Origin of the sequence: Streptomyces sp. NPDC048270 (assembly GCF_040652335.1) — a bacterium.
Classification (GTDB): Bacteria; Actinomycetota; Actinomycetes; order Streptomycetales; family Streptomycetaceae; genus Streptomyces.
The window spans coordinates 7,598-25,346 of the sequence record NZ_JBEZLV010000028.1 but is presented as its reverse complement, the minus strand read 5'-3'; the positions used below and the strand labels follow the sequence as shown (position 1 = coordinate 25,346).

Annotated in this window: 6 protein-coding genes; all 6 read left to right on the top strand. The window is 74.0% G+C overall.

All coding sequences use genetic code 11. From position 1 onward, the window contains the following. The first annotated feature begins 6 nt into the window (after nucleotides 1-6). The 6 genes from AB0D66_RS23750 (at nucleotide 7) to AB0D66_RS23725 (ending at nucleotide 17,737) form a co-directional block, all read left to right on the top strand. Nucleotides 7-1,305 (top strand): cytochrome P450, encoded by a 1,299-nt coding sequence (locus AB0D66_RS23750; protein WP_362306904.1) that lies wholly within the window; start codon nucleotides 7-9, stop codon nucleotides 1,303-1,305. 8 nt (nucleotides 1,306-1,313) lie between these two features. Beyond that, nucleotides 1,314-1,856: a DUF3291 domain-containing protein gene (locus tag AB0D66_RS23745; protein ID WP_362306901.1), complete on the top strand. Its 543-nt coding sequence runs from the start codon at nucleotides 1,314-1,316 to the stop codon at nucleotides 1,854-1,856. Between the two features lie 67 nt (nucleotides 1,857-1,923). Then, the gene (locus AB0D66_RS23740; protein WP_069924395.1) at nucleotides 1,924-2,436 is read left to right on the top strand and encodes a DinB family protein; all 513 of its coding nucleotides are present in this window, start codon (nucleotides 1,924-1,926) and stop codon (nucleotides 2,434-2,436) included. Nucleotides 2,437-2,561: 125 nt separating this feature from the next. Further along, nucleotides 2,562-3,746, top strand: coding sequence for a macrolide family glycosyltransferase (locus tag AB0D66_RS23735; protein ID WP_362306897.1), 1,185 nt, complete (start codon nucleotides 2,562-2,564; stop codon nucleotides 3,744-3,746). Between the two features lie 256 nt (nucleotides 3,747-4,002). Then, the gene (locus AB0D66_RS23730) at nucleotides 4,003-5,643 is read left to right on the top strand and encodes a family 1 glycosylhydrolase (protein WP_362306894.1); all 1,641 of its coding nucleotides are present in this window, start codon (nucleotides 4,003-4,005) and stop codon (nucleotides 5,641-5,643) included. A gap of 82 nt (nucleotides 5,644-5,725) precedes the next feature. Continuing rightward, nucleotides 5,726-17,737 carry an SDR family NAD(P)-dependent oxidoreductase gene (locus AB0D66_RS23725; RefSeq protein ID WP_362306891.1) on the top strand — a complete coding sequence of 4,004 codons (12,012 nt, stop codon included), beginning with the start codon at nucleotides 5,726-5,728 and terminating at the stop codon, nucleotides 17,735-17,737. Nucleotides 17,738-17,749: the final 12 nt, after the last annotated feature.

Here is a 17,749-nt window from a genome sequence, read left to right as displayed (position 1 = left end):
ACCGTCATGCTGACTCTCGACACCCTCGACATCACCGATGAGACCGCGTACGCCGCGAACGGCGGCTACCCGTACGCGGAGTTCGACCTGCTGCGCCGCGAGGAGCCGGTGTTCTGGTACCGGCGCCCCGGCTTCGAGCCGTTCTGGGTGCTGACCCGGCACGAGGACGTCGCCTACGTCTCGCGCAACCCGAAGCTCTTCTCCAGCGCCCAGCGCGTCACCCTGGACACCCCCGAAGCCGTGGAGATGTTCGAGGCCCAGCTGGAGGCGCGGGCCGAGATGTTCGGGCACGCCCCGGACATGCCGCCGGCCCTGTCGTACATGGACGCGCCGCGCCACCGCCACCTGCGCCAGGTCATGGCCCCCTGCTTCACGCCCAAGGCGATCAAGGAGCTGGAGGAGCGGTTCCACGAGCTCGCCGCCGAGTACGCGCAGGCCTTCACCCGCCTGCTCGACGAGGACGGCAGCACCGCGGACGTGGCCAAGAGCCTGTCCGCGCGGCTGCCCGTCGCCGCGATCTGCGAACTGGTCGGGGCGCCCCTGAAGGACTGGGACGACATCTTCGAGTGGACCGAGGGCACCACGGCCCCCGGCGACCCCGACAACCAGCGCGACGGCGAGGACGCCGAGGCGGCCTTCGCCCGCAACATGGGCGCCCTCAACGGCTATGTCGCCGGCCTGGTCCAGCAGCGCATGGCCGAGATCGACGGCACCGGCACGGACGTGCTCAGCCGGCTGGCCCGGGCGCGCATCGAGGGGGAGGCGCTGTCCTTCCACGAGATCCTCTACACCATCTTCAACCTGCTGGTCGCGGGCATCGGCACCACCCGCAACGCGACGACCGGCGGTATCCAGGCCCTGCTGGAGCACCCGGACCAGGTACACAAGCTCATCGAGGACCCGTCGCTGATCGACGGCGCCGTCGAGGAGATCCTGCGCTGGACGTCGATCGCGGTGAACTTCGTGCGCACCGCCACCCAGGACACCGAGATCGGCGGCAAGCTCATCCGCAAGGGTGAGACGGTCGCCATGTGGTACCCGGCGGCCAACCGCGACGAGGCGGTCTTCGAGGACCCGTACCGCTTCGACGTGACCCGCGACGCCAGCGACCAGATCGCGTTCGGCGGACACGGCGAGCACGTCTGCCTGGGCCACCACCTGGCCCGGCTGGAGCTGCGGGCCGTGCTGCACGCCGTGCTGCCGCTGCTCCCGGAGCTGGAACTCGTGCGCAAGCCCGAGTTCGGTGTGCTCCACCTCCAGGCCGCGGAAATCAAGCGGCTTGTCGTACGACGCAAGGAACGGTGAAACACCCCATGTCCGAGAATTCAGCACCGCAGCCGCGGCCGGTACCGGTTTCCCTCCGGGAATTCGCGGCCGGGGACGAGTCCGACCTCAACGTGGTCGCCCCGTGGGTGGGACCCGCGGTCGACGAGGAGACCGGCCGTCTGAAGGAACCGCTCCGCAAGCGGCACCTGATCGCCACGTCCGTCGGCTGGCCGAAGCCCGGACACGAGCCCGCCGCCATCGCCCTGAACGAGGCCATTCTCGCCGAGCTGTACGTCCGCTCCGGCCTGCTGGCCGTGACGCTCGCGATATCCGAGAAGAACTTCAACAGCACCCGGAGCCTCAGCATCTGGGAAGACGAAGAAGCCCTGAAGGGATTCCTGAAATCGGGTCCGCACATGGCGGCGGCGCGCCAGGTGAGGGAGCTCATGTACGACTGGGAAGGCGCGAACTGGGTTTCCGAGGAAACCCTGGAACTGCCGACCTTCGACGATGCGAAAGCAAAACTCGACGAGGTCCGGGCGCCCGGCCCGAGCGCATTCGAGTCGTACGACGGGGACCGTTCCGCCTGAAATCACCGAGAACCGCTCGAGGACCCCTCGAGCCCCGCTCGAGAACGACAAGAGAAGGAGCAACCGCATGACCGTGACCGCCGAGGCGCCGGCGCAGCCCCTGACCACCCATTTCCTGCACCATTTCGACCTCGCCTACGGCATGGTGCTGGAGCTCGCCGAGGACTTCGACAACGAGACCGCGCGCCTCGCGCCGGCCCCGCACAAGCCGCTGGTCTGGTTCCTCGGGCACCTCATCTGTGCCACGGACTACTTCTCCACCCTGCACCAGGGCACTGAGTCCCTCGTCACCGAGGAGTTCTCCCGGCACTACGCGGGCAACGACAACAACGACTGGTCCTGGGGGCCTTCGCTGGCGGAGATGATCGAGCTCTACCAGCAGGTGCACGCGCGGATGCGGGCCTTCGTGGCCGGGCTGCGCCCCGAGGACCTCGACAGCGAGTCCCCGCTCGAGCCGTTCGGCGACGACCGGCTGAAGAACCTCGGCAAGGCGCTGTCCATCATCCAGATGCACGACGCCTACCACTGCGGTCAGATCGGCTGCCTGCGCGTCGCGCTCGGCAAGCCGGTGCCGTTCTAGCCACATCTCCTCCGGCTGGCCGGAAAGCTCCGGTATCCCGGATCCGTGCGGATTCGGGATACCGGAGCCACTGCTACCGTGGCACACGGTTCGCCCGTACCGCGGTTCCAGGAAGAGGGGTTTTCATGCCTTCGCACATTGCGTTCTTCAATTTTCCGGCCATCGGCCACGTGAATCCGACGCTCGGCGTCGTCGAAGAACTGGTCAAGCGGGGGCATCGGGTCACCTGCACCGTGACCGACCACTTCGTGCCCGCAATAGAGGCCGTCGGCGCCGAGGCCGTCCGCTATGACTCCGTATTCGGTGAGTTCTACCGCTCCCCTTACACGGAGGAGGCGAATGCGGGCGAGGGAATGCGTTGTCTCGATGACGCGACCGGCCTCGTCGAGCAGGTCGGCCCCTTCTACGAGAAGAGCCGTCCCGACGTCATCGTGCACGACTTCATGTCGTGGGGCGCGCGCTTCTACGGCGCCAAGCACGACATCCCGCTCGTCCGGCTCTACCCCACCTACGGTGCCAATGAGCACTTCTCCATCCAGGAGAAGTTCCCGCTGGCCACGTACGCCGACCCGCAGGTCATGGAAATGTTCGGCAAGCTCGCCGGTCTCCTTCCGGAATTCAACCTGCCGGCCGACCCGATGGCCTTCTTCCAGAACATCGAGAAGCTCGGCGTCATCTTCCTGCCGCGCGACTTCCACTACGACGGCGACACCTTCGACGACCGCTTCGTCTTCGCCGGCCCCTGCCTGGGCGACCGCTCCTTCCAGGGCTCGTGGGAGCCCGCCTCCGCGGACCGCCCGGTCCTGCTGATCTCGCTGGGCACCGCCGCCACCGGCTGGGCCGAGTTCTTCCGCACCGCGGTCACCGCGTTCGGAGACACCGAGTGGGACGTCGTCATGGCCGTCGGCGACCACCTCGACGCCGCCGACCTCGGCCCGCTGCCCGCCAACTTCGACGTGCGCCGTCACGTGCCGCAGCTCGAAGTCCTGCGCCACGCCAAGCTGTTCGTCACCCACGGCGGCATGAACAGCGTCATGGAGTCCCTGTACAACGGCGTGCCCATGGTCGTGGTCCCCCAGATGAACGAGCAGAAGGCCAACGCCCTGCGCGTCGACGAGCTGGGCCTGGGCCGCCACCTGGCCAAGGACGACACCACCGTCGAGAGCCTGCGCGCGGCCGTCGCCGCCGTGGCCGGCGACAGCGCCACCACCGACCGCGTGGAGCGCATGGGCGAGGCCATGCGCCAGGTCGACGGCCCCGCGGTGGCCGCCGACGCCATCGAGAAGTTCCTCGCGCAGCACGCCGGCTGACCGACAGCCCCGGCACGCCACCAGCCCCCGGCCATCCGGCCGGGGGCTTCCGCGTTCCCGCACGGTTCCCGGCACGGTTGCCGACGCCTTTCCGGACGCCTTTCCCGACGCCTTTCCCGACGCCTTTCCCGCGCCGCCGCCACCGCGGCCGGCGACCGCGGGCGGCCGGGCTGTACGGAGCCTCCAGCGGCCTTCGAGACGGTCTCACGAGGGTGGGGGCGGACGACTCAGCCCTCGGCCCCCTCTGGAAGGCATCGTGAAAAGACTGTTGCAGACCGCGGCGGCGGTGATCCTCGCCGCAGGACTCCTGGCTCCCACGGCGGCCGCCGAGGAAGCCTCCTCCTCGACCCAGCGAACGGCGAAGTTCGCCCAGCCGGGCTCCCTCTCCTCGCCGTTCGGCAAGGGCAGCTTCCGGTTCGGTGTCTCGAGCTCCGCCACCCAGATCGAGGACCAGAACACCAACACCGACTGGTACAAGTGGACCCAGCCCGTCGCCGAAGGCGGCATGGGCAAGAGCCCCGCCGTCGGTGAGGGCGTCGACGGCTACACGCTGGCCATCGAGGACATCGACCTCATCGCCGCCCTGAAGGTGGACTCGTACCGCTTCGGCATCGAGTGGGCGCGCATCGAGCCGCGCCGCGGCCAGATCGACGAGCAGGCGATCGCCCACTACAACAAGGTGATCAACGCCCTCGTCGCCCGCGGCATCCGCCCGGTCGTCACCATCCACCACTTCGCCAACCCGGTGTGGGTGGACAACCCCGAGGACGTCACCTGCGCCAACGGGCCCTCGGACACCAACCTCTGCGGGCTCGACCACCCCCAGGGCGGACCGCTCGTGGTCAAGGCCATGGCCGACCACTCCAAGCTGCTCGCCCAGCGCTTCGGCGACCGGGTCCGCGACTGGGTGACCCTCAACGAGCCCGGCGTCTACATGATGTTCTCGCACGCCTTCGGCGCGGGCCCGCCCGGCAAGGCCAACCTGCCCACCAACTTCGACACGAAGTTCGCGCCCGCCGTGCGCACGTACATCGACGCGCACGCCGCCATGTACAAGGCGATCAAGAAGGTGGACCCGGGCGCCAGCGTCGGCCTGACCGCCAGCGTCAAGCAGTACGAGGCCGTCCGCGACGGCAAGATCAGCACCGAGCCGCGCGACATCGCCGCCCGCGACCGCTTCCGCCGCTTCTTCGAGCTGAACTTCCTCGACTCGCTGCGCTACGGCACGTTCGACGCCAACTACGACGGCACCCCCGACGAGCAGCACCCCGAGTGGAAGAACACCCTCGACTGGCTCGGCATCCAGCTCTACGACCGCACCGGCGTCACCGACCCGACCACCCCCGGGCCGACCACCCTGCCCGTCATCAACGTCGACGTGTGCGGCGCGCCGCCCTGCTTCCCGCTCAAGGACCCGACCTACTTCATCCCCGACATGGGATACGAGTCGGACCCGCAGGGCCTCTACCCCGTCCTCAAGGACTTCAGCCGCCGCTACAAGGGCCTGCCCCTGCTCGTCTCCGAGTCCGGCATGGCCACCGCCTCGGGCAAGCGCCGCGCCGAGTTCATCGTCCGCGCCCTGGAGCAGATCCAGCGGGCCCGCGCCGAAGGCGTCGACGTCCGCGGCTACTACCACTGGAGCCTGATGGACAACTTCGAGTGGCTCGGCGGCTACAAGCCGCGCTTCGGCCTCTACGCCGTCGACCGCACCACCATGAAGCGCACCCCCACCGAAGCGGTGGGCGTCTACGCCCAGATCGCCGGGTCCCGGAACCTGAGCCCGGCCCTGCGCGCCCAGTACGGCGGCAGCGGCCCGCTCACCCCGGAGCCGGGCCAAGCACCCGCCTCACCCCCGGCCACCACCGCCGGCCCGGCCGTCACCGGCCGCCGGGACTGACCCCCACGGCCGGGCGCACACCGCGCCCGGCCCTCCCGTCTTCTGCCGAGGCCTCGGTTCAACGATCTCCAAGGATGCCCAGATGAGCAACGCCCAGGTGAACAGCGGCACCGCTGCCGCACCCGTGCCCGTCGCCGCGGACATAGCCGCCCGGCTGCGGGAGACGATCGCCGGACTCCTGGAGATCGGCCCCGGCTCGGTCGACGAGAACCGCTCCCTCCGGGACCTGGGCATGACCTCCGTCTCGATCGTGGCCATGCTGGAGAGCGTCTCCGCCTGGCTGGGCCGCCCCGTCCCCGCCTGGGTCGCCTGGCAGTACCCCACCGTGGCCGCCCTCGCCGGCCACCTCGCGGGCGACGAACGGCCCGCCGCGCCCGGCGCCGCGGCCGCACGCACCCGCGCCCGCGCGCACGCGCAGGAACCCATCGCCGTCGTCGGCCTCGGCTGCCGGCTGCCCGGCGGCATCGAGACCCCCGACGCGCTGTGGCAGAGCCTCCTGGACGGCGTCGACGCCGTCCGCGAGGTCCCCCGCGACCGCTGGAACGCCGACGAGTGGCTCGACCCCGACCCCCGCGCCCCCGGCCGGATGACCACCCGGTGGGGCGGCTTCCTCGACGACGTCGCCGGCTTCGACGCCGAACTGTTCCGCATCTCGCCCGCCGAAGCCCGCCAGATGGACCCCCAGCAGCGCATGGCCCTCGAAAGCGCCTGGGCCGCCATCGAGGACGCCCGCATCGTCCACGGCGACCTCGAAGGCACCCGCACCGGCGTGTTCATGGGCACCATGGCGCAGGAGTACCACCTGGCCACCGGCGCCGACCCGAAGAACATCGAGACCCACTCCGCCACCGGCTGGGACAACTCGATCATCCCCGCCCGCATCGCCTACACCCTCGGCCTGCACGGCCCCGCCCTCGCCGTCGCCACCGCCTGCAGCTCCTCGCTGACCGCCACCCACCTCGCCGTCCAGAGCCTGCGCTCCGGCGAGTCCGACCTCGCCCTCGCGGGCGGCGTCAACGTCATGCTCAGCCCGAACACCACCGTCGCCATGACCAAGTTCGGCGGCATGAACCCCGACGGCCAGTGCCGCGCCTTCGACGCCGGCGCGGGCGGCTACGTACGCGGCGAGGGCTGCGGCGTCGTCGTCCTGCGCCGCCTGTCCGACGCCCTCGCCGAAGGCGACCGGATCTACGCCGTCATCCGCGGCAGCGCCGTCAACAACGACGGCGCCTCCAACGGCCTCACCGCGCCCAACCCCCGCGCCCAGGCCGAGGTGCTGCGCGCCGCCTGGCAGGACGCCGCCGTCGCCCCCCGGCACGTCTCCTACGTCGAAGCCCACGGCACCGGCACCCTCCTCGGCGACCCCATCGAGGCCGAGGCCCTGGGCACCGTCTTCGCCGAAGGCCGCGAGGAGCCCCTGCGCATCGGCTCCGCCAAGACCAACTTCGGCCACCTGGAACCCGCCGCGGGCGTCGTCGGCCTGATGAAGACCGCCCTCGCCCTGCACCACGGCGAACTCCCCGCCAGCCTCCACTTCGACACCCCCAACCCGCACATCGACTTCGAGGCCGCCCGCCTCGAAGTCGTCGCCGAGCGCCGCCCCTGGCCGCAGGGCGGCCGCCGGTACGCGGGCGTCAGCAGCTTCGGCTTCGGCGGCACCAACGCCCACATCGCCCTCGAAGAGGCCCCCTACCGCCGCCGCCACCTCGTGCCGCTGGCCGCCGACACCGACGAGGAACTGCGCGGGGCCGCCGAAGCGCTGGCCGCCCGCGCCCGCGCCGGCCAGGGCTGGTACGCCCCCGAACTCCTCGCCCGCGCCACCGGCGCCCAGCGCATCGTCGCCGCCGTGGGCCACCCCGACGAGCTCGCCGACACCCTGCGCGAACAGCTCGCCACCCGCACACCGCGCACCCCGGGCGCCCGCCCCTCCCTGGCCTTCTTCTTCTCCGGCCACGGCTCCCAATGGCTCGGCATGGGCCGCGACCTGCTCGCCGAACCCGCCTTCCGGACCGCGCTCGACGCCTGCGACACCGCGATCTCCGAGGCCACCGGCTGGTCCGTCCTCGAGGAACTGCTCGCCGGACCCGACACCTCCAGACTGGACCGCACCGAGGTCGTCCAGCCCGTCCTGTTCGCCGTCCAGGTCTCCCTCGCCCGCACCCTCGAAGCCTGGGGCCTGGAGCCCTGCACCGTCTTCGGCCAGAGCATCGGAGAGGTCGCCGCCGCCGTCGTGGCCGGCGCCCTGCCGCTGACCGAGGGCGCCCGCCTCATCGGCACCTGGTCGCAGCTCATCGCCGAGCGCGCCGCCGGCCAGGGCGCCCTGCTGCTGTGCGAACTCCCGCTGGAGGGCGCCCGCGAGCTCGCCGCCCGCCACCCCGGCCGGATCTCCCTCGCCGGCCACCTCGCCCCCGGCCAGACCGCCCTGTCCGGGCCGCTGGACGCCGTGGCCGCCGTGGAACGCGAGCTCGCCGACGCCGGAGTGCGCTGCCAGCGCGTCCACATCGACTACGCCTCCCACAGCGAGCAGCTCACCGCGCTCGCCCCCGAACTCGAACGCCGGCTGGGCGCCCTGCGCACCGCCCCCGCCGCCATCCCCTTCTGGTCGACCGTCACCAACGGCTTCACCGACGGCACGGCCCTCGACGCCGCGTACTGGGCCCGCAACATGTGCGCCCCCATGCTGATCGCCGAAGCCGTCACCGCCCTCGCCGACGAACGGGGCCTCGCGATCGTCGAGATCGCCCCGCACCCCGTCGCCCGGCACTCCCTCAAGCGCACCCTGACCGCCCTCGCCGAGGCGGACGCCGCCGGGAGCACGACCCCCGCCCCCGGCCCCTCCTCGGTGCTGGTCACCGGGCGCCGCGACCGGCCCGCCCGCCGCTCCCTGGAGGACATCGCCGTCCGCCTGTGGTGCGAGGGCTACGACGTCGACTGGGGCGCCGTCACCGGCCGGCCCCAGCGCCCCGCCCCCACCGCGCCCGTCGCCCTGACCGTCTCCGGCAAGAGCGCCGCCGCCCTCGCCGCGAACGCCGCCGCCCTCGCCGACCACCTGGCCGGCGCCTCCACCGCCACCCTGCTCGACACCGCGTACACGGCCGCCGGCCGCCGCTCGCACCTGGAACACCGTGCCGTGGCCGTCGCCACCACCGCCGACGAGGCCGCGGACGCCCTGCGCGCCCTGGCCCAGGGAGCGCCGCACCGGGCCCTGACCGAGGGCACCGCCCGCCAGGGCGACCTGGCCGTGCTGTTCACCGGGCAGGGCAGCCAGCGCCTCGCCATGGGGCGCGCCCTGTACGGGGCCTTCCCCGCCTTCCGGCAGGCCTTCGACGAGGTGTGCGCGGAACTCGACCGCCACCTGCGGATCCCGCTCGTCGCCGTCCTGTTCGCCGACCCCGACGGCGCCGACGGCGCGCTCGTCCACGAGACCGAGTTCACCCAGCCCGCCCTGTTCGCCGTCGAGGTCGCCCTGTTCCGGCAGTGGCAGGCCTGGGGCGTGGAACCGCGGGTCCTGGCCGGGCACTCGGTCGGCGAGCTCGCGGCCGCCCACGCGGCCGGCGTGCTCGGCCTGACCGACGCGGCCCGCCTGGTGGCCGCCCGCGGCCGCCTCATGCAGGCCTGCGAGCCGGGCGGGGCCATGGCCTCCGTCGAGGCGTCCGAAGCCGAGGTGCTGGCCGTCCTCGCGGACGTGGACGGCCGCATCGCGGTCGCCGGGCTCAACGGGCCCGCGCAGACCGTCGTCAGCGGCGACGCCGCGGCCGTCACCGCCGTCATCGGCCGGTTCGCCGCCCAGGGCCGCCGCACGCGCAGGCTGGAGGTGTCCCACGCCTTCCACAGCCCGCACATGGACGCCATGCTCGACGCCTACCGGGCCGTGGCCCAGGAGTGCGCCTTCGACGCACCGAGGATCCCGCTGGTCTCCACCGTCACCGGCGCGTGGACGGACGGCGGCCTCGCCGCGGGCGAGGGCATGCGCTCCGCGGAGTACTGGGTCCGCCAGGTCCGCGAACCCGTCCGCTTCCTCGACGCCATGGCCACCCTGGAGCGGGCCGGCATCGCCCGCTACCTCGAATGCGGCCCCGCCGCCGTGCTGTCCGCGACGGGCGCCGGCTGTGTCGAGCGCGAGGTCCCCTTCATCGCCTCGCAGCGCGCCGACGAGAGCGACGAGGCCCGCATCCTCGTCCAGGCCCTCGGTGCGCTCCACGTCAGCGGCCAGGACGTCGACTGGTGCAGGGTGTTCACCGGCACCGCCGCCACCGTCACCGACCTGCCCACGTACGCCTTCCAGCGCGAACGCCACTGGATCGACGCCCCCGAGCGGGCCCGCGGCGGCCGCCCCGCCGCCGACGACGCGCTGTGGCAGGCCGTCGGGAGCGGCGCGGCCGAGCGCGTCGCCGAACTCCTCGGCGTCGGCGACAGCGTCACCGACAGCACCGCCGTCGCCGCCCTGCTGCCCCACCTGGCCGCCTGGCGCGAACGCCAGGACGACGCCGACACGGTCGCGGACTGGCTGTACGAACAGACCTGGGAGCCCACCCGCCCCCTCCCCGCGGCCCCCGCGACGGGCCACTGGCTGCTGGTCACCCCGGCAGAGCCCGAAACCCCGGCCACGGCCGCGTCCGCCGCCGAGGCCCCCCGGACACCGGCGGCCGCCGAGGCCCAGGCTCCGGCCGCCGCTGCGGCGCAGCCGTCCGCTGTCGGCGGGGCCCGGTCTCCGTCCGCTGCCGAGGGCCCGGCTGCCGGGACGGCCCAGGCTCCGGCCGATGCCGCCGCCGCGGCCCACGCGCCGGCCTCCGCCGGAGCTCCGGGCCCGGGCGAGCCCCAGCCCCAGCCCCAGGCGCTGGCCGCCGCCGTCGCCGAGGCGCTCACCGCCGCGGGTGCGACCGTCCACTTCCTGCCCGGCCACGAGGACCGCGCCGCGTACGGGTCCGCGCTGGCCGCGCTCACCGCCGAACTCGACGGCCTGCCGCTGTCCGGTGTGCTCGCGCTCACTCCCACCGACACCACCGCCCACCCCTCCCACCCGGCCACCACCACGGGCGCCGCCCAGACCCTGGCGCTCGTCCAGGCGCTCGGCGACGCCGCCGTCCGCGCCCCGCTGTGGCTCGTCACCCAGGGCGCGGTGCACGCCGCCCCCGCCGACCCGGCCCCCCGGCCCGACCAGGCCCTGGCCTGGGGCCTGGGCCACGTCGTCGCCCTGGAGCACGGCACCCGCTGGGGCGGCCTCGTCGACCTCCCGGCCGACCCGGCGCAGGCCCTCGCCGAGGCCCCGCGCCTCGCCGCAGCCGTCAACGGGGCCAACGCCGTTAACTCCGCCGGCGGCCCCGGAGCCGCCGGAGGCGAGGAGCACCTGGCCCTGCGGCCCACCGGCGCGTACGTCCGCAGGCTGCGCCGGGCCGCCCCGCCCGCCGCCACCCCCTGGACCCCCCGCGGCACCGTCCTCATCACCGGCGGCAGCGGCGCCCTCGCCGGCCACCTCGCGCAGCGCCTCGCCCAGCGCGGCGCCGAGCACCTCGTGCTCGTCTCCCGCCGGGGCGCCGCCGCCGAAGGGGCCGCCGAGCTCACCGCCCGCCTCGAAGCCGCCGGCGCCCGCGTCACCTTCGCCGCCTGCGACCTCACCGACCGCGGCCAGACCCAGCGCCTGCTGGACGGCCTCGACGCCGAACAGCCGCCCCTGCGCGCCGTGTTCCACACCGCGGGCATCCTCGACGACCGGCTCCTGGACCGCCTCGACACCGAGGCCCTGGCAGCCGCCGCCGCGCCCAAGCTCGGCGCGGCCCGCCTGCTGGCCGAGCTCACCCGCGACCACGCCCTCGACGCGTTCGTCCTCTACTCCTCCGTCGTCGGAGTCCTCGGCAACCTCGGCCAGGCCAACTACGCCATGGCCAACGCCGCCCTGGACGCCTTCGCCGACACCCTGCGCGCCGACGGCGTCCCCGCCCTCAGCCTCGCCTGGGGCCCCTGGGCCGACGGCGGTATGACGCACGGCGCCGCCGAAGCCCAGCTGCGCGCCGCCGGGCTCGCCCCGATGGCCGTGGCCCGCGCCCTGACCGCCCTGGACTCGGCCCTCGCCTCGGGCCGCTCCCTCGTCGTCGCAGACATCGACTGGCAGAAGGCCGCCGCCGGCTACGGCGAAGCCCGCCCGCGCCGTTTCCTCGACGAGATCGCGCAGGCCCGTACCGCACCGGACACCGCCGCCACGGGCACCGCCGCGGCCGAAGCCGAGACGAACCCGTTCCTGAGCAGCGTCCTGGCCCTGCCCGAGGCCGACCGGGCGGCCCACGTCACGGCCGTGCTCGCCGCCGAGGCCGCCGCCGTCCTCGGCATCAAGGACCCGCAGGCCCTCGACCCCGAACGCGGCTTCAAGGACCTCGGCTTCGGCTCGATGATGTCCATCGACTTCGCCGCCGGCGTCCAGAAGCGCACCGGCGTCACCACCCCCAAGACGCTCGCCTTCGACTGCCCCAACCTGCTCACCGCCACCGACTGGCTGCTCGCCAAGATCGCCCCCGCGGCCCCCGCCGCCACCCCGGCCGGCTCCCCGCCGGGCGCCCGCCCGGGCCGCGGCGACGAGCCGCTCGCCATCGTCGGCGTCGGCCTGCGCATGCCCGGCGGCGCCCACGACCTCGACAGCCTGTGGACCGTCCTCGCCGAAGGCCGCGACACCGTCGGCACGGTGCCCGCGGACCGCTTCGACATCGACGCCTTCTACGACGCCGACCCGGACGCGGAGGGCCGTACGTACGCCCGCCACGCCTCCTTCCTCGACGACGTCGCCCACTTCGACGCCGCCTTCTTCGGCATCAGCCCGCGCGAGGCCGAGCCGATGGACCCCCAGCACCGCCTGCTCCTCGAAGCGGCCTGGACCTCCCTCGAGGACGCCGGCATCCGGCCCCGCGAGCTGCGGGACTCCCGTACGGGCGTGTTCGTCGGCGCGGGCGTCGGCGAGTACGGCAAGTACCGGCAGGGCGGCGCCCCCGACACCTACACGCTGACCGGCACCCTGCCCAGCTTCAACGCGGGCCGCCTCTCCTACCACCTCGGCCTCCAGGGCCCCGCGCTGTCCGTGGACACCGCCTGCTCCTCCTCCCTGGTCGCCCTGCACCTGGCCTGCGAGGCGCTGCGCAGCGACGAGTGCGAACTCGCCCTGGCCGGCGGCGTGCAGGTGCTCGCCGACCCGGGCGCGTTCATCGCCCTCAGCCGTTCGCACGCGCTGTCCCCGGACGGCCGCAGCAAGACCTTCTCCGCCGAGGCCGACGGCTACGGCCGCGGCGAGGGCGTCGGCGTACTCGCCCTCATGCGGCTCTCGGACGCGCAGGCCCAAGGCCGCCCCGTCCTCGGCGTCATCCGGGCGACCGCCATCAACCACGACGGCGCCAGCAGCGGCATCACCGCCCCCAACGGCACCTCGCAGCAGAAGGTCATCCGCGCCGCCCTCGCCTCGGCCGGCCTCGCGCCCGCCGACGTCGACTACGTCGAATGCCACGGCACGGGCACCTCGCTGGGCGACCCCATCGAGGTACAGGCACTGGCCGCGGTCTACGGCGAGGGGCGGACCCCGGGGCGGGAGCTCGGGCTCGGCACCGCCAAGAGCGTCATCGGGCACCTGGAGTCGGCGGCCGGTGTCGCGGGCGTCTGCAAGATGCTCGCCTCCTTCCGCCAGGACGCCCTCCCGGCGACCCTCAACAGCTCCCCGCGCAACCCGAACATCGCCTGGGACGAACTCCCCGTCCGGGTCGTGGACTCGCTCACGCCGTGGGAGCGCGACCTGACGCGTCCGCGCCGCGCGGGCGTCTCCTCCTTCGGCCTCAGCGGTACGAACGCCCACGTGGTGCTGGAGGAGCCGCCGGCCGCCGCGCAGCCGGCCGCCGCCCCGGACACCGGCGCGAGCGCCTCCTCGTACCCGGTGGTCGTGTCGGGCCGCGACGAGGCCGCGCTGCGCGAGCAGGCGGGCCGCCTGGCGGACTGGGCCGGGGAACGCCCCGAGGTCCCGCTCGCCGACATCGCGGTCACCGCCGCCCGGCACCGTTCGCACTTCGAGTCGCGGGCCAGTGTCGTGGCCGCGGACTCCGCCGCTCTGGTGGAGGCGCTGCGGTCGCTGGCCGAGGGCGCTTCGCACGACGCGGTGGTGACGGGCTCGGCCGCGCGTCGCGGGAAGGTCGTCTTCGTCTACCCGGGCCAGGGCTCGCAGTGGGTGGGCATGGGCCGTGCGCTGCTCGCGGAGAACGAGGCCTTCCGGCAGACGATCGACGCGTGTGATGCCGCGCTGCGGCCGCACACGGGTTGGTCGGTGCGCGAGGTCCTCGCCGGTGAGGAGGGTGACCACCCGCCGTTCGACCGGGTGGACGTGGTCCAGCCTGCCCTGTTCGCCATGGGGGTCGGTCTCTCCGCCGTCTGGCGTTCGCTGGGCGTGGAGCCTGCCGCGGTGGTGGGTCACTCGCAGGGCGAGGTCGTCGCCGCGGTCGTGAGCGGTGCTCTCACTCTGGAGCAGGGCTCGCAGATCGTGGCCCAGCGCTCCCAGGCCGTGCTCGCCTGCGCAGGTCAGGGCGGTATGGCCCTGATCGAGCGCCCGCTGGCCGAGGTGGAAGGATTCATCGCCCCCTACGGCGACGCCCTGTCCGTCGCCGCGGTCAACACCGCCGGCTCGACAGTCATCTCGGGCCAGGCCGACGCCATCGTGAAGATCGTCGCGGAGCTCTCCGACCAGAACGTCTACGCCCGCAAGATCAACGTGGACTACGCCTCCCACAACGCCCAGATGGACCCCCTCCTCCCGGCCCTGGCCGACGGGTTCACCGGCATCGCCCCGCGCTCCGCGGACATCGCCTTCTACTCCACCGTCACCGGCCGGACCGCCGACGGCGCCGAGCTCGACGGCACCTACTGGTGCCGCAACCTGCGCGAGCCGGTCCGCTTCGACCGCGCCCTCAACCAGCTCCTGGACGACGGCCACGGCGTGTTCGTCGAGATCTCGGCGCACCCGGTGCTGTCCATGCCGCTGACCGACGGAAGCGCGGAGCGCGGCGGCATCGTCGTCGGCTCGCTCAGCCGCCGCGACGGCACCCCGGCCCAGCTGCTGCGCAACCTGGGCCTCCTCCACGTCCAGGGCCACGACCTCGACTGGGACCGCGTCCTGGGCGCCGGAAGCCTCGTACCGCTCCCCTCCTACGCCTTCCAGCGCGAGCTCTTCTGGCTCCCCGTCTCCCAGGCCTCCGGCGACGCCGGCTCCCTGGGCCTGGAAGCCTCCCGGCACCCCTGGCTCGGCGCGGCCCTCGAACTCGCCGACGCCGACGGCCACGTCTTCACCGGCCGCCTCTCGCTCACCGACCAGCCGTGGCTGCGCGACCACACCGTCTTCGGCTCGGTCATCGTCCCCGGCACCGGCCTGCTCGAACTGGCCACGGCCGCCGCCCACGAGGCCGGAGCCGCCGCCGTCGCCCAACTGACCCTCGCCGAGCCCCTGGTGATCGAGGACGCGGTACGCCTCCAGATCACCGTCGGCGCCCCGCACAACGGCCGCCGCCCCCTCACCCTGCACAGCCGCCCCGACGGCCCCGGCCGCGCCTGGACCCGCCACGCGAGCGGCGAGCTGCTGCTCGACCCCGCCGGGCCGGACACCCGAGGCACCCCGGACGGGTTCGCCGACCTGCGCAGCTGGCCGGTGGCCGGCGCCGAACGCGTCGCACTGGACGGCTTCTACGACCGCTTCGGCGCCCAGGGCATCGACTACGGCCCGTCCTTCCGCGGCCTGAGCGAACTGTGGCGCAAGGGCAGCACGGCGTACGGGCTCGTACGCCTCCCCGACCCCGCCGCCGGCACCGAGTACAACGTCCACCCCGCCCTGCTCGACACCGCCCTGCACGTCATGAAGGGCGCCACGGCAGGACAGGACGAACCCGAGGGCGCCCTGCTGCCGTTCGAGTGGACGGACGTCGAACTGTTCGCGGCGGGCAGCGGCGAGCTCCGCGTCCGCATCGACGTCGAGCAGTCCGCCGCCGGCCAGAGCGTCCAGGTCTGGGCCGCCGACGCGGCGGGCGCGCCCGTCGTCCGCGTCGGCGCGCTCCACCTGCGCCGGGCCACCGCCGACCAGCTGCGCGCCGCCCGTTCCACCGGCGCCCAGGACCTGCACCGGCTGGCCTTCCAGCCCGTACCGGCCGCCGCCGCGGCCTCGGGACGCCGCACCGCGGACCTGGTGGTCGGCGGCACCGGCGAACTCGCCGCGCTGCTCGGCATCGAGGCGCTGCCCGGCACCGACGCCCTGGCCGCCCGGCTCGACGCCGGCGGCCCGGCGCCCGCCCGCGTCATCGTGGACACGACCGGCCGGGCGCCCGCCATGAGCCCGTCCGAGGCCGTGTTCCGGGGCGGCGAGTACACCCTCGCCCTGCTCCAGACCCTGCTGGCCGACGAGCGGCTCTCCGCCACCGAGCTGGTCTTCGCCACCCGCGGCAGCATCGGCGCCGTGGAGGGCGACCTGCTCGACGGCCTGGCCTACGCACCCCTGTGGGGCCTGGTCAGGTCCGCCCGCGCCGAACACCCCGGCCAGAGCCTGCGCCTGCTGGACCTCGGCCAGGACAGCACCAAGGACGCCGTCGAGACCGCCCTGGCCTGCGCCGACGAGCCGGAACTGGCCCTGCGTGGCGACCGGCTGCTGGCCGCCCGCCTGGTCACGGCCGACCGGCCCGCCGGAGCCGGCACGGACCCCGCCGCCGCCCCCGCCACCGGCTCGGGCGGGGTGCGCCCCCTCGATCCGCAGGGCACCGTCCTCATCACGGGCGGCGTCGGCGAGCTCGGCCGCGAGGTCGCCCGCCACCTGGTCCGCCGGCACGGCGTCCGGCACCTCGTACTCACCTCACGGCGCGGCGCCGAGGCGCCCGGAGCCGCGGAACTCATACAGCAACTCACGGAAGAAGGCGCGGAATGCGTGCGGGTAGAGGCCTGTGATGTCGGTCGTCGCGATGACGTGGAGAAGGTGCTCGGTCTTGCTGAGGAGGGTCGGCCCTGGACGGCCGTCCTGCACCTCGCGGGCGTCCTGGACGACGGTGTACTCCTCGGCCAGGACGCACAGCGGCTCGCTCATGTGATGGAGCCCAAGATCACCGGCGCCGTCCACCTCGACGAGGTGACCGCCGGCCTGGGCCTGGACCTGGCCGCGTTCGTGTTCTTCTCCTCCGCCGCCGGCACCGTCGGCACGGCGGGACAGGGCATCTACGGCGCGGCCAACGCCTGCCTCGACGCGTACGCGGCCCGCCGCCGGTCCGAGGGGCGCCCGGTCACCAGCCTCGCCTGGGGCCTGTGGCACCAGGCCGGGGTCGGCATGACCTCGCACCTGGGCACGGCGGAACTGGACCGGATGCGCCGCCAGGGCATCGCCCCGCTCAGCTTCGCGCACGGCCTGGACCTGCTGGACGCGGCGCTCGCCCGCCCGGCCGGCAACTTCGTCCCGCTGCAGCTCGATCTGCGGGCCGCCCAGGGCGAGGTGGACCAGGGCAGGCCGGCCCCCGCCCTGTTCCGGTCCCTCGTACGGACCCGGCCGCGCCGGGCCGAAGCCCCCGCCGCCGCCTCCGGTGGTCCGGCTGGTCTGCGGGAGCGCCTGCTGGCGGTACCCGACGACCAGCGGGCCGACCTGGTGACGGAACTGGTGCTGCGCGAGGTGGCCGCCGTACTGGGCCTGAACTCGACCGGCTCCCTCTCCCCGCAGGAAGTGCTCAAGGGCCTCGGCCTCGACTCTCTGATGGCGGTCGAGCTGCGCCGGCGCCTGGCGACCGAGAGCGGGGTGCCGCTGCCCGCGACCCTCGCCTTCGACCACCCGACGCCCGAGCACATCAGCCGGCTGATCCTCGGCCGCCTGGACCTCCCGGCACCGGCACCTGCCTCGGCCCCGGCCCCGGCAGCGGTCCCGGCCTCGGTGCTGGCCGCGGCGACAGGGGCTGCGGCGGCGATCGCGGCGATCGCGGACCTGGCGGTCCCGGACGGCGGAACCGGCCCCGGGGCGGACGCGGTCCCGGACGACGCGGCGGACGACGGCGAACGGTCCGTCGAGGACCTCAACGCCGAGCTCGACGCCCTGTTCGCCGCCGAGGGATTCGGCCTCGACTAGGCCCCCGCACCA

Coding starts and splice junctions, on each gene's coding strand:
- AB0D66_RS23725 (WP_362306891.1), top strand. CDS start 5,726: ATGAGCAACGCCCAGGTGAACAGCGGCACCGCTGCCGCACCCGTGCCC.
- AB0D66_RS23740 (WP_069924395.1), top strand. CDS start 1,924: ATGACCGTGACCGCCGAGGCGCCGGCGCAGCCCCTGACCACCCATTTC.
- AB0D66_RS23735 (WP_362306897.1), top strand. CDS start 2,562: ATGCCTTCGCACATTGCGTTCTTCAATTTTCCGGCCATCGGCCACGTG.
- AB0D66_RS23750 (WP_362306904.1), top strand. CDS start 7: ATGCTGACTCTCGACACCCTCGACATCACCGATGAGACCGCGTACGCC.
- AB0D66_RS23745 (WP_362306901.1), top strand. CDS start 1,314: ATGTCCGAGAATTCAGCACCGCAGCCGCGGCCGGTACCGGTTTCCCTC.